Source organism: Rahnella sp. AA, from assembly GCF_002834385.1.
GTDB lineage: Bacteria > Pseudomonadota > Gammaproteobacteria > Enterobacterales > Enterobacteriaceae > Rahnella.
The window spans coordinates 244380-257435 of record NZ_PITQ01000004.1 but is presented as its reverse complement, the minus strand read 5'-3'; the positions used below and the strand labels follow the sequence as shown (position 1 = coordinate 257435).

18 protein-coding genes are annotated in these 13056 nt (G+C 50.2%); 14 read left to right on the top strand and 4 right to left on the bottom strand.

The features are described from left to right. The 6 genes from CWS43_RS12120 to CWS43_RS12095 form a co-directional block, all read left to right on the top strand. Positions 1 to 706, top strand: a 706-nt coding sequence (locus CWS43_RS12120) for a hypothetical protein (RefSeq protein ID WP_369825860.1), incomplete at its 5' end; no start/stop codon positions are given. Next, positions 703 to 1395: a hypothetical protein gene (locus CWS43_RS12115; protein ID WP_232776906.1), complete on the top strand. Its 693-nt coding sequence runs from the start codon at positions 703 to 705 to the stop codon at positions 1393 to 1395. The genes CWS43_RS12120 and CWS43_RS12115, both read left to right, overlap by 4 nt. Continuing rightward, positions 1392 to 2084, top strand: coding sequence for a hypothetical protein (locus CWS43_RS12110; RefSeq protein WP_101077192.1), 693 nt, complete (start codon positions 1392 to 1394; stop codon positions 2082 to 2084). The genes CWS43_RS12115 and CWS43_RS12110 overlap by 4 nt, the downstream gene beginning before the upstream one ends. Further along, positions 2081 to 2776: a hypothetical protein gene (locus tag CWS43_RS12105; protein WP_101077191.1), complete on the top strand. Its 696-nt coding sequence runs from the start codon at positions 2081 to 2083 to the stop codon at positions 2774 to 2776. Before CWS43_RS12110 ends, CWS43_RS12105 begins: the two co-directional genes overlap by 4 nt. Next, positions 2773 to 3462: a hypothetical protein gene (locus tag CWS43_RS12100; RefSeq protein WP_157825390.1), complete on the top strand. Its 690-nt coding sequence runs from the start codon at positions 2773 to 2775 to the stop codon at positions 3460 to 3462. The genes CWS43_RS12105 and CWS43_RS12100 overlap by 4 nt, the downstream gene beginning before the upstream one ends. After that, complete coding sequence (locus tag CWS43_RS12095; protein WP_101077189.1) at positions 3459 to 4136, top strand: hypothetical protein; 678 nt, start codon at positions 3459 to 3461, stop codon at positions 4134 to 4136. Before CWS43_RS12100 ends, CWS43_RS12095 begins: the two co-directional genes overlap by 4 nt. Before the next feature lie 55 nt (positions 4137 to 4191). Here CWS43_RS12095 and CWS43_RS27770 read toward each other — a convergent pair whose 3' ends face one another. Together CWS43_RS27770 and CWS43_RS27685 are read right to left on the bottom strand one after the other, a co-directional pair. After that, complete coding sequence (locus CWS43_RS27770) at positions 4192 to 4470, bottom strand: glycerate kinase (RefSeq protein WP_101077188.1); 279 nt, start codon at positions 4468 to 4470, stop codon at positions 4192 to 4194. After that, the gene (locus CWS43_RS27685) at positions 4458 to 4670 is read right to left on the bottom strand and encodes a glycerate kinase (RefSeq protein WP_101077187.1); all 213 of its coding nucleotides are present in this window, start codon (positions 4668 to 4670) and stop codon (positions 4458 to 4460) included. The genes CWS43_RS27770 and CWS43_RS27685 overlap by 13 nt, the downstream gene beginning before the upstream one ends. Before the next feature lie 249 nt (positions 4671 to 4919). Here CWS43_RS27685 and hinT point away from each other — a divergent pair, with 249 nt between their 5' ends. From hinT to CWS43_RS12045, 8 genes are all read left to right on the top strand, one after another. Further along, complete coding sequence (gene hinT / locus CWS43_RS12080; RefSeq protein ID WP_101077186.1) at positions 4920 to 5273, top strand: purine nucleoside phosphoramidase; 354 nt, start codon at positions 4920 to 4922, stop codon at positions 5271 to 5273. A gap of 8 nt (positions 5274 to 5281) precedes the next feature. Further along, positions 5282 to 5650, top strand: a complete 369-nt coding sequence (locus CWS43_RS12075) for a YcfL family protein (protein WP_101077185.1) — start codon at positions 5282 to 5284, stop codon at positions 5648 to 5650. 21 nt (positions 5651 to 5671) lie between these two features. Beyond that, positions 5672 to 6274, top strand: a complete 603-nt coding sequence (gene lpoB / locus CWS43_RS12070) for a penicillin-binding protein activator LpoB (protein WP_101077184.1) — start codon at positions 5672 to 5674, stop codon at positions 6272 to 6274. Then, complete coding sequence (locus CWS43_RS12065; protein WP_232776904.1) at positions 6240 to 7124, top strand: phosphotransferase; 885 nt, start codon at positions 6240 to 6242, stop codon at positions 7122 to 7124. Before lpoB ends, CWS43_RS12065 begins: the two co-directional genes overlap by 35 nt. A 31-nt stretch (positions 7125 to 7155) precedes the next feature. Then, positions 7156 to 8196, top strand: coding sequence for a beta-N-acetylhexosaminidase (nagZ, locus tag CWS43_RS12060; protein WP_232776950.1), 1041 nt, complete (start codon positions 7156 to 7158; stop codon positions 8194 to 8196). A 52-nt stretch (positions 8197 to 8248) separates the two neighbouring features. Then, positions 8249 to 8791: an alpha/beta hydrolase YcfP gene (ycfP, locus tag CWS43_RS12055; protein ID WP_101077182.1), complete on the top strand. Its 543-nt coding sequence runs from the start codon at positions 8249 to 8251 to the stop codon at positions 8789 to 8791. Between the two features lie 311 nt (positions 8792 to 9102). Beyond that, positions 9103 to 10407 carry an NAD(P)/FAD-dependent oxidoreductase gene (locus tag CWS43_RS12050; RefSeq protein ID WP_101077181.1) on the top strand — a complete coding sequence of 435 codons (1305 nt, stop codon included), beginning with the start codon at positions 9103 to 9105 and terminating at the stop codon, positions 10405 to 10407. A 341-nt stretch (positions 10408 to 10748) separates the two neighbouring features. Continuing rightward, a complete protein-coding gene (locus tag CWS43_RS12045) occupies positions 10749 to 11285 on the top strand; it encodes a glycine zipper 2TM domain-containing protein (RefSeq protein ID WP_101077180.1) in 537 nt (178 codons plus the stop codon). 78 nt (positions 11286 to 11363) lie between these two features. Here CWS43_RS12045 and CWS43_RS12040 read toward each other — a convergent pair whose 3' ends face one another. Then, a complete protein-coding gene (locus tag CWS43_RS12040) occupies positions 11364 to 12347 on the bottom strand; it encodes an XdhC family protein (RefSeq protein ID WP_101077179.1) in 984 nt (327 codons plus the stop codon). Continuing rightward, positions 12334 to 12942, bottom strand: a complete 609-nt coding sequence (locus CWS43_RS12035; protein ID WP_101077178.1) for an NTP transferase domain-containing protein — start codon at positions 12940 to 12942, stop codon at positions 12334 to 12336. The genes CWS43_RS12040 and CWS43_RS12035 overlap by 14 nt, the downstream gene beginning before the upstream one ends. Positions 12943 to 13056: the final 114 nt, after the last annotated feature.

Sequence of the window (13056 nt, the reverse complement as noted above, 5' to 3'; positions counted from 1 at the left end):
GGCTGACGGCAAAATGAAAATGATTTCACGCATTGTCGCCAGTCTGGCGGGGGTTTTCATCGTGTCCGCATGTCATGGCCGCCCCGCTGAGATACCGACGCAGGTTATTTACCGGTATGACGATCACCGTTATTTAGAAATAAAGGGGTTTTATTGTCAGGGGGCGTTATGGTACACGGACACCAAACGCGGAATCAAAACGGAAATTATGGATAAATTTTATCGGGCATTTGGTGAAATATATATTCACCCATCTGAGCGCTATATGGCTGTTCCTGATTGGGAAAGTTCGGGGGGTATGGTATCAAAAGATTATGGCGAAACATGGCAACCCGCCCCAATGGTTGGATTTACCTATCCAGGTAACAGAGAATTGCACTCCGTAACCGTAGTTGATGATCGGGCGTATTGGCTCGCAAAAGATGGGCGGTTATATACCAGTTCTGCGCCGTTTGATGATCCGCGTGCAATGGAGGGGGGAACGGGCATTGATTATATTATTGATGGCGAAAAAGAACATTTACGCGCCGGACATATTACCAATGGTTGGGGGCTTCAATTCATTCAAAATACAGATTTAGACCATTTAACATATGGTCTTCTTTCCAACTGGCAACCCGTCCCGAAAAAAGTCCCCGAGGTTAAAAATTATCAGGGATGGGATCACATGAAGTGCAACCCCGATTTAGGACTGACGGCAAAATGAAAATGATTTCACGCATTGTCGCCAGTCTGGCGGGGGTTTTCATCGTGTCCGCATGTCATGGCCGCCCCGCTGAGATACCGACGCAGGTTATTTACCGGTATGACGATCACCGTTATTTAGAAATAAAGGGGTTTTATTGTCAGGGGGCGTTATGGTACACGGACACCAAACGCGGAATCAAAACGGAAATTATGGATAAATTTTATCGGGCATTTGGTGAAATATATATTCACCCATCTGAGCGCTATATGGCTGTTCCTGATTGGGAAAGTTCGGGGGGTATGGTATCAAAAGATTATGGCGAAACATGGCAACCCGCCCCAATGGTTGGATTTACCTATCCAGGTAACAGAGAATTGCACTCCGTAACCGTAGTTGATGATCGGGCGTATTGGCTCGCAAAAGACGGGCGGTTATATACCAGTTCTGCGCCGTTTGATGATCCGCGCCTGTTGCCGGGCGGTTCGGGTATTCGTTACACAATCGATGGGGAGGATTATGATATAACCCCACAATATCCGGGTCGGAAATGGGGACTTGAATTTATTCAAAATACAGATTTAGCACATTTAACTATGGGTTTCCATTCTAACTGGCAAGACCCACCGCAGAAAGTCCCCGAGGTTAAAAATTATCAGGGATGGGATCACATGAAGTGCAACCCAGATTTAGGGCTGACGGCAAAATGAAAATGATTTTACGCATTGCCGCCAGTCTGGCGGGCGTTTTCATCGTGTCCGGTTGTCATGGCCGCCCCGTTGAGATACCAACGCAAGTTATTTATCGCTATGACGATCACCGTTATTTAGAGTTAAAAGGATTTTATTGCGAGGGCGCATTATGGTACACGGATACAAAACGCGGAATCAAAACAGAAGTAATGGATAAATTTTATCGGGCGTTTAGTGAAACATATATTAACTCATCTGATCGTTATGTTGTTATTCCTGACTGGGATAGTTACGGGGGTATGGTATCGAAAGATTATGGCGAAACATGGGATGCAATATCATTTACAGGTCGTGACTGTCCAAATAATAAAGATATAAAATCTTTAACCGTAGTTGATGATCGGGCGTATTTTCTCGTAAAAGACGGGCGGTTATATACCAGTTCTGCGCCGTTTGATGATCCGCGTGCAATGAAAGGGGGAACGGGCATTGATTATATTATTGACGGCGAAAAAGCGCATTTAGATGCAGGACATATTACCAATGGTTGGGGGCTTCAATTTATTCAAAACACACACTTAATAAATTCCACATCGGGATTTCTTTCCAACTGGCAAGACGCCCCGCAAAAAGTCCCCGAGGTTAAAAATTATCAGGGATGGGATCACATGAAGTGCAACCCCGATTTAGGACTGACGGCAAAATGAAAATGATTTCACGCATTGCCGCCAGTCTGGCGGGCGTTGTCATCGTGTCCGGTTGTCATGGCCGCCCCGCTGAGACACCGACGCAAGTTATTTATCGCTTTGACGATCACCGTTATTTAGAAATAAAGGGGTTTTATTGCGAGGGGGCGTTATGGTACACGGACACTAAACGCGGGATTAAAGTAGAAGTTTGGGACAAATTTTATCGGGCATTTGGTCAGATATATATCAACCCCTCTGAGCGTTATATAGCTGTTCCTAGCTGGGATGGCGTGGGGATGACAGTATCAAAAAACTATGGCGAAAAATGGCAACCCGTCCGGTTATCGGGATTTGATCACCCAGGTAACAAGGAATTGCACTCCGTAACCGTTGTTGATGATCGGGCGTATTTACTCGTAAATGACGGACGGTTATATACCAGTTCTGCGCCGTTTGATGATCCGCGAATAATGGAGGGAGGAACGGGAATTGATTATATTGATGAATATGGCGATAAACATCATTTACGCCCAAACCATACCGGCCCCGAATGGGGGCTTGAATTTATTAAGAGTACAGATTTACATCGTCATACAGCAGGATTTCTTTCCAACTGGCAAGACGTACCGCAGAAAGTCCCCGAAGTTAAAAATTATCAGGGATGGGATCACATGAAGTGCAACCCAGATTTAGGACTGACGGCAAAATGAAAATGATTTCACGCATTGCCGCCAGTCTGGCGGGGGCTTTCATCGTGTCCAGTTGTCATGGTCGCCCCGCTGAGATACCGACGCAAGTTATTTATCGCTATGACGATCACCGCTATTTAGAAATAAAGGGGTTTTATTGTCAGGGGGCATTATGGTACACGGACACAAAACGCGGGATTAAAGTAGAAGTTTGGGATAAATTTTATCGGGCGTTTGGTCAGATATATATCAACCTCTCTGAGCGTTATATAGCTGTTCCTAGTTGGGATGGTTCAGGAATGACGGTATCAAAGAACTATGGCGAAACATGGCAACAAGTTAGGTTAATGGGATTTGATCACCCAGGTAACAAGGAATTGCACTCCGTAACTGTTGTTGATGATCGGGCGTATTTGCTCGTAAATGACGGGCGGTTATATACCAGTTCTGCGCCGTTTGATGATCCGCGTGCAATGGAGGGGGGAACGGGCATTGATTATATTATTGACGGCGAAAAAGAACATTTACGCGCCGGATATATTACCAATGGTTGGGGGCTTCAATTCATTCAAAATACAGATTTAGACCATTTAACATATGGTCTTCTTTCCAACTGGCAACCCGTACCGCAGAAAGTCCCCGAAGTTAAAAATTATCAGGGATGGGAACACATGAAATGCAATCCAAACTTAGGAGGTACAAAATGAAAATGATTTCACGCATTGCCGCCAGCGTTACGGGCGTTTTGATCGCGTCTGGATGTTATGCCAGTGCCACCGAAACAACTACACAAGTTATTTACCGGTATGACGATCACCGTTATTTAGAATTAAAAGGAATAAATTGTGAGGGCGCATTATGGTATACAGACACAAAACGCAGAAACAAAACGATAATTTATTTCGATCGTTATAGACCTTTTAATCAAATATATATTAATCCGTCCGATAGTTATATAGTTGTTCCTGATTTAGATGGTATAGGACAAATGGTATCAAAAGATTATGGGAAAACATGGGACGTTGCTTATATGGTAGGCGGTTCGATTATCAACAATACAGAAATTAATTCCATAGTCGTGGCTGATAATCGGGCGTACTTACTTGCAAAAGATGAAAGATTTTATGTCAGTTCTGCACCATTTGATGATCCGCGAATGATGTCAGGAGGATCAGGAATTGATTATACTAATGATGATGGAGAAAAAAGGCATATTGATTCAGGTTCATATGCTGGATGGGGACTTGCATTTGCCAATATAGATTATGTAAATATTTATGCAAATAAATATTTTTCCAATTGGCAAAATTTACCGAAAAAATCCCCTGTAGTTAAAAGTTATCAGGGATGGGATCACATGAAGTGCAACCCAGATTTATGACTAACTAGGAAATAAAAGAAAACCCGCGGAAGCGGGCTTTTTATTATGCTTATTTTCAACTGTATGAAATAGCGCGTATGAGTCTGGCGATATTCTCACACGTCCTTTCTACGTTTTTGGGGCCATTCTTTAACAGGTTTTCGATATTATCCGCGCCGGGTACAATGCTGAATATTTTATCAATCCCGAATTCGTGGAGTTCTTCTGTACCGGTGCCGATATTACCCGCTAATGCAATGACCGGGGCGCCATAAAATTTTGCAACTTTTGCTACACCAATTGGGGGGGGCCGAATTTGGTTTGGAAGTCGATTCCCCCTTCTCAGGTGATGCAAAAATCCGAGCCAGCCATTTGCTTTTTCAGGTCAGTCGCTTGAACGACAATATCAATACCGGCTCGCATTTCGCAGTGAGTAAAGGCCAGTAAACCCGCCCCAATGCCATCACCAGCGCCCGCGACAGGAACGTCTATTACATCCTTACCAGTAGTTGCTAAATTAATTAAGCTCATACGCTCTTTAATTGGCATATTCATACTTTCCGCCGTGACATGAAAGTAATTTCCCTGCGGTAATCAATCGATAACCGTTGCGCCTGCCTGCACCTCTGCATTGGGCTTCGGCCTCCTTTTTTCATGCCTGCTGTTTGCAGATAAAGACAGCGCCGCCTCCGGGTGGCGTTTTCTGCGTCAATTAAGCATCAAAAAGCGTAATCAGGTTGAAAGGAATGGAAATTCTAACCCATACTGCGTACAACGCTTTTTACTTTGTTAAGGACAGTTAAGATGGCCGAAGAGACAATTTTCAGCAAAATTATTCGCCGTGAAATCCCTGCTGATGTGGTTTACCAGGATGAGTTAGTCACGGCGTTCCGCGATATATCTCCCCAGGCACCCAGCCATATCCTGATTATCCCGAATGTCCTGATCCCGACGATGAATGATGTCGATGCCAGCCACGAAGCGGCTCTCGGGCGTATGATGACTGTGGCGGCAAAAATCGCCGAACAGGAAGGAATAGCAGAAAGTGGTTACCGTCTGATCGTCAACTGTAATCGTGACGCCGGGCAAGAGGTTTATCATATCCATATGCACCTGGTCGGTGGCCGTGCACTGGGTCCATTGCTGGCTCGTCAGTAAGGGTAGACATGCGTTTATTGATGGCGTTATTACCGGTCGTTTTGCTGATAGGCTGTAGCAGCAAGCCGGGTATTGCAGTGAATAACCAGCAACGCGTGGTGATGGAATCTCCCGTCCTGACGGCGGGTATTATTCCCGGAACGCCATCAGTATCGGATTCCGGTGGGCAGAAAAAAGCCACCAGCACACTGGATAATAACCAGCCACATCCTGTGACCTTACATTACCGTTTCTATTGGTACGATAAACAGGGGCTGGATTTATTCCCGGTCGCTGATGCACGGACGGTGACGGTACCGGCCAACAGCCGCGTAACGATCAGTTCGCAAAACGGTAATCTTGATGCGTACAGCGTGCGTGTTTACCTTTATCTCTAATTTTTTGTACGGAGAAGGTTGATGAAAAAGTATTTCCTCATTGTGGCGATGGCCGCACTGATCCTGGGTGGTTGTACTTTGCCAAACCAGCAACAAACGCAGCCGCAGCAGCCTGAACAACCTCAGCAGCCGCAACAACCATTGCCTCCGGTAAATCCACCGGTGCCTGAACAGCCACAGATCCAGCCAGTTCCGCAACCGCCTAAGCTTGCCGATATCGACTGGACCGCTACCGTTGAGCCGATGCTGGCAAAAATGCTGAAAGCCAACGGTGTACAGCCCGGCAGCGTTCTGCTAGTCGATGGTGTAAAAAACAGCACGAATGGTTCGCTGCAAATGGCGAAAGCGACAGACGCATTACGTAATGCGCTGGCGAATAACACGACTTTCCAGGTCGTTCCTGCTGAACAATTGGCGTCGGCGAAGCAGTCACTGGGATTATCCCCGGATGACAGTCTGTCCTCAGTCAGCAAAGCTATTGGTCTGGCCAGCATAGTGAAAGCGCAGTATGTACTTTACAGCACGGTGAGCGGTGATGTGAAAGCGCCGACCATGTCAATGCGCCTGCTGACGGCGCCGAGCGGCGAAATTGTCTGGTCAGGTCGTGGCGCTGTCCAGAATTAACGCGCAGCTACAGCAACTGATTGAACAGCATTTCCCGGCGGTGAAAACCGCCGGTTTTCATTTATCACCCGTGGCCGGTCTGACGGGCGAAAGCTGGAAAATTGTTTCTCCGGCGGGCGATATGCTGGCCCGCCATCAGTCCTCCGATCGTCGGAATTCCGGGGTGGAAAGGCAACGTGAACATGCTATTTTGCGGCATATTGCGCGGCAGAGTTTGGGGCCGTATGTCAGACTCAGATCACCGCCGTGGCTGCTGGTGGAATGGATTGCCGGCACACCGCTCAGTGAGGCGGCATTTGCCTCTGCGGCGGGGCAAAAAGCAGTCAGCCAGAGCCTGGTGAAACTGCACCAACTGGCACTTTCTGGTTATCCCCTGGATTTGCACCGACAGTTTGCCCGTTACTGGCAGTATATTGACCGGCGCAGGCTGACGCCGCACTGGCTGGCGCTACACCAGAAAATGATGCGACGGAAATTGCCCGTGCCGCTGAACATGGCGCTTCTTCATATGGATATCCATGCGGGGAACCTGCTGAATACGGAGAAGGGCATGCGGATCATTGACTGGGAATATGCCGCCGATGGCGATACCGCGCTGGAAATCGCAGCGCTTATCCGCGGCAATGGCTTAGATCCACACCAGCAGGAAGCGTTTATTCGTGAATACGCAGAGGCCGGCGGCTATCGGGATCTTTCTCTTCTCCGCCAGCAGGTTAAACGCTGGCTGCCGTGGGTGGATTATCTGATGCTGATGTGGTTTGAAGTCCGCTGGGCGCAGACCGCTGATAAGAAATACAGCGAATGGGCGCAGCCATTGCGGGTCAGGCTGTTTGGCCGTGTCCATGATTAACATGTGAAAACTTAAAAGGAGCGCCATTTTGCTGGGACCTGTAATGCTGGATGTGGCTGGCTACGAGCTGGATGCCGAAGAACGTGAAATTTTGCAGCACCCGCTGGTCGGCGGGCTGATTCTGTTCACCCGAAATTACCATGACGTTGACCAGTTACATGAACTGATCCGTCAGATCCGCGCCGCATCACACGATCGTCTGGTGCTGGCCGTTGACCAGGAGGGCGGTCGCGTGCAACGCTTCCGCGAAGGTTTCACCCGTTTGCCTGCTGCCCAGTCTTTCGCAGCGCTTAATGAGGCACACGAAGCCGGACGTCTGGCGCAGGAGTCCGGCTGGCTGATGGCGTCAGAAATGATTGCGATGGATATCGACATCAGCTTCGCGCCGGTGCTGGATATCGGCCACATCAGTGCCGCTATCGGCGAACGTTCTTTCCACGCCGAACCGCAGAAAGCGCTCGACATGGCGGAGCAATATATTCTTGGTATGCATTCTGCGGGCATGAAAACCACCGGTAAACATTTTCCGGGGCACGGTGCCGTGAGTGCGGATTCCCATAAAGAAACGCCGCGCGATGAGCGCCCGCTCGATGTCATCCGTGAGCACGACATGGCAATCTTCCGCCAGCTGAATGCGCGTAAATTGCTGGACGCCGTGATGCCTGCGCACGTCATTTATACTCAGATTGACCCGCGCCCGGCCAGTGGTTCGCCATACTGGCTGCAGGAAGTTCTGCGCAAAGAGCTGAATTTCGACGGTGTGATTTTCTCTGATGATATATCGATGGAAGGCGCGGCTATTTTGGGCAGCTATCCGGAGCGTGCACAGGCTTCTCTGGACGCCGGATGTGACATGATTCTGGCCTGTAATAACCGAAAAGGTGCGGTGAGCGTGCTGGATAACCTGTCGCCGGTCAACGCTGAGCGTGTTGCACAGTTGTATCATCGGGGGCTGCACAGTGGAAAACAGGCCCGTCAGGACCTGATGAATTCAAGCCGCTGGAAGCAGGCGAACCGTGAGTTAACGGCGCTTGATGCCCGCTGGCAGGAGCACAAACAGGCGACCCGTTAACATTTCCCCGTGGGTTTGAGGGTGTGAACGCACATTCAGGATGAGGTAAACGATGATTATCTATTTACATGGTTTCGATTCAACCAGTCCCGGTAACCACGAGAAAGTACTGCAACTCCAGTTCATTGACCCGGACGTGCGCTTCATCAGTTACAGCACGCTACACCCGCGTCATGACATGCAACATTTGCTGAAAGAAGTTGATAAAGTGCTGCATGAAACTACCGACAAACTGCCGCTGATCTGCGGAGTCGGGCTCGGCGGGTTCTGGGCGGAACGCATCGGTTTTCTGTGCGGCATCCGTCAGGTGATGTTCAACCCGAACTTATCGCCGCAGGATAATATGGCCGGAAAAATTGACCGGCCGGAAGAGTACGAAGATATCGCCACAAAATGTATCAGTGATTTTCGTGAGAAAAACCGTGACCGTTGTCTGGTCATTCTATCCCGTGAAGATGGCGTGCTCGACAGCAGCAAAACAGCGGAGAAATTGCACCATTATTATCCGGTTGAATGGGACGAGCGTCAGACCCATAAATTCAAGGATATCTCGACCCATCTGCAACGTATCAAAGCCTTTAAAAATATCATTTGATTAACATTAACCGCTGAAAACCACTGCCATTGTGCGGTGGTTTTTTTATGTCTGAATCTCCCGTCAAAACGTTTTTTTCCCACATCCCGTGTCCTAACTGTCTGATTTAAAGAAGTCAAAATGCATGCCATTTCACTAAGTCAAATTATTCAAATGAATTTAAATTGACCTACATCAATTTTGGTATGACCAAATCACCACGCATGATATCCTCCGTCTCAGATACCGATTTAACTTAAGCAACCCTATGTAATATAAGGATAATATTTTTACTCTTATATAACAATTGGTTCACATTTGAGGGGGTCATTTTGACATCACCAATGAAGAAAATTGTGATTATCGGCGGTGGCGCCGGCGGTTTGGAACTGGCTACCAGCCTGGGCCATAAACTTGGCCGCAAGAAAAAAGCGGAGATCATTCTGGTTGATCGCAATCACAGCCATTTATGGAAACCGCTGTTGCACGAAGTTGCAACCGGCAGCCTGGATGACGGCGTGGACGCGCTGAGCTATCTGGCGCATGCCCGCAACCACGGTTTCACTTTCCAGATTGGCTCGCTGACCGATATCGATCGCGAAAACCAGAGCATCAAACTGGCTGAAATCCGTGATGAAAGCGGCGAAGTTCTGGTGCCCGTTCGCGACATCGCGTACGACACACTGGTCATGGCGCTGGGCAGCACGTCGAACGATTTCGGTACGCCGGGCGTGAAAGACCACTGCATTTTCCTGGACAATCCGCATCAGGCGCACCGTTTCCATAACGAGATGCTGAACCTGTTCCTCAAATTCTCGGCAAGCCCTGACAAGCAGAAGAAAGTGAATATCGCGATTGTCGGCGGCGGCGCGACCGGCGTTGAGCTTTCTGCAGAACTGCACAATGCGGTAAAACAGCTGCACAGTTACGGCTTTAAAGGGCTGGACAGCGATGCGCTGAACGTCACGCTGGTGGAAGCCGGTGAGCGTATCCTGCCTGCGTTACCTCCGCGTATTTCCGGCGCTGCGCATCAGGAACTGACCAAACTGGGCGTTCGCGTTCTGACGCAAACCATGGTGACCAGCGCCGATAAAAACGGCCTGAACACCAAGTCTGGCGAATTTATTGATGCTGACCTGATGGTCTGGGCTGCCGGCATTAAAGCGCCTGATTTCATGAAAGATATCGCCGGTCTTGAAACCAACCGCATCAACCAGCTGGTGGTCGAACCGACGCTGCAAACCACGCGTGATCCGAACATTTATGCGATTGGCGACTGTGCATCCTGCCCGCAGCCTTCCGGTGGTTTTGTGCCGCCGCGCGCGCAGTCTGCGCACCAGATGGCGTCCCGCTGCTTTGCTAACATCATGGCACAGCGCAAAGGGCAGAGCCTGAAACCGTACGTCTACAAAGACCACGGTTCGCTGGTTTCTCTGTCGCGCTTCAGCACCGTCGGCAGCCTGATGGGTAATCTGATGCGTGGCTCGATGATGATTGAAGGGCGCATGGCGCGTCTGGTTTATGTTTCCCTGTACCGCATGCATCAGATTGCGCTGCATGGTTACATTAAAACCGGCCTGATGATGCTGGTTGGCGGGATTAACCGTGTGATCCGTCCGCGTCTGAAACTGCACTGATTCTGAACTGCCGGCTTTTTTTCTGAGCTGGCTGAATCGTTTCAGACCTAAAAGCCTGTTTCTTACAGGCTTTTCCATTTTTTAGCACCACCTCCTGCCCGCAGCAGAAGATCTTGCTGCCTCCAGTTTGTCAGCTAAGAATCCTCCGAAACGCCCGCACGTACACCCATTTATCTCATTTACAGAATTCGTCTTATTGTTTGCTTACGTTTTGGCGGTCAGAATTAACAATAAGTTTACAGAAGGCGATTCGCGCACGCCGAACCTCAGATGTGTTGTTGTCCGCTGAGGTGTGCTCAAAACGGGCGCAGTTGCGCGGTAACATTTTCGGAGGAAGTCCTGTGAACAAGTCAATGTTAGCTGGGGTCGGTATCGGAGTGGCTGCGGCGTTGGGCATTGCTGGCGTTGCGAGCATGAACGTTTTTTCATCGGGCCCGCAGTATGCGCAGGTTGTCAGCGCGACGCCAATTAAAGAGACCACCAAAACTCCACGACAGGAATGCCGTGATGTGACCGTGACTCACCGTCGCCCTGTGCAGGATGAGCACCAGATTACCGGTTCCGTACTGGGTGCTGTCGCCGGTGGCGTGCTGGGACATCAGTTTGGCGGCGGACGCGGGCGTGATGTCGCGACGGTAGCCGGTGCGCTGGGGGGCGGTTACGCCGGTAACCGCGTCCAGAGCAGTATGCAGGAAAATGATACGTACACGACTCAGCAGCAGCGCTGTAAAACCGTGTACGACAAATCAGACAAAACGCTCGGGTATGATGTGACCTACAAAATAGGCGATCAGCAAGGGAAAGTTCGTATGGACCACGATCCGGGCACTCAAATTCCGCTGGATAAAAGCGGCCAGCTGCAGCTTACCCGTTCGTAATTCGCCGGTAAGCCAGACAAAAAGCAGCCTGAGGTTTTCCTCAGGCTGCTTTTTTTGTGCAGCGGAATCGCCAAAGGCTCAGGCAGCGGCGTTTTCCTGCTCGATTCCGTTCTTGTATTTCACGATGTCGGCCATTACCGCCAGCGCAATTTCAGCCGGCGTTTTGCTGCCGATGGCTAAACCCACCGGTGCATGAAGCCGCGCAAAATCCTGCGTCGTGAAATCCGCAATGGTCTGCAGGCGCTCACGCCGCCTGGCGCTGTTACGCTGTGAACCCATCGCACCGATATAAAACGCCGGTGTATTAATGGCTTCCATCAGCGTCAGGTCATCCATTCGCGGATCGTGCGTCAGCGCCACAATCGCCGTGTTGGCGTGACAGCCTTGCTGTTCGAGATACCGCGCCGGAAACTGTTTTTCCAGCCTGACCTCCGGTTTCAGCGCGGGCAAAAAGTTTTCCAGAATCTCTTCGCGGCATTCACAAATCACCACTTCAAAACCCAGCGCACAGGCGAAATCTGCGCAATATAGCGCGACGTTTGACAGCCCGGCGATCAGCAACTGCGGCGGGGCGGCAAGATGTAACGTCACACAGTCGCCGTCGCGCATCACCTGAGTGGAATTGCGGTAAGTCGTCAGCGTCAGATGATCGCAGGCCGCAGGCAGTGTGAGCGATTTATCCAGTGCGTAATGCCCGGCCAGCGCCATGCCCATTTTTTGCAGATACTCGCGGTTTCCGGCCGTGGCAGGGAGATATTCAATCAGTACGTCGAGCGACCCCCCGCACGGAAGCGCGATATTGGGCGTGAGGCCACCTTCGCCATAACGCACAATCTGACTGGCCTGCTGATATTCGCCCGCCGCGATGCGTTGTAAGAAATCTTCTTCCACACAACCGCCGGACAGCGAACCGCAGTAGCGCCCGTCGCTGGCGGCGACCAGCAGCGCACCGGGCACTCGCGGGGAAGAGCCATAAGTTGTCAGCACGGTACAAAGCCAGACCGGATGGTGCGTCAGCCAGTCGCTGGCCTGCGTAATAACTTGAATATCAAGATGTTGCATACAAATTTCCGTTTAAAACACGCGCTGAAAGTTGGGAAGGCAGATCGATATCGCGGATCACCGCCGGATTATTAAAATCTACGCGCAGCATTTCATGGTCGTGGAGCAGTTCCCGCGCGCCCTGATCGCCGCGCAGTTGCAGCAACTTTTCCCTGAGCGGGCTGGCAAATCCTACCGGATGCCCCGGCTCGTTTTGCCAGTAAGGGCGCGCAACGCTGGCGTGCCGCAGGGTGCCAGCCACAGCGATAAAAATCTCCGGCGTCACAAAAGGCATATCCGCAAGATGAATTAACCATCCGTTCCAGCCCGGCGTATCCCGCACGCCTGCGGCAATGGATTCACCGGTTCCGCCCGTTTCAGCCAGCGTCACCGGCACCTTCGCGCGGGCGCAACTGGCCTGAACCGGTACATTATCCGGACGGGTAATGACGTGAACCGGCATTCCGCTGGCCAGCGCCTGTGCCAGCGTCGTGTCGAAAATCGTCACAGAGTTTTCTGCTGTTTTCGCCATTACCGCATTGAGTTTATTGCCTGTGCCGCCCGCTGCGATAAACCGGTTTCCTGAACCCGCCGCGAGAAGAAGAATGCCTGCCATTTTGCGTCGATCCCTTTTGTTCATTGTTTGCGCAACACAAATAATTATCCCATTTCTTTGCGCAAGTTTGTGAATGAAGTATTAAAAATGTGTGATTCGTCATGACTTAAATTA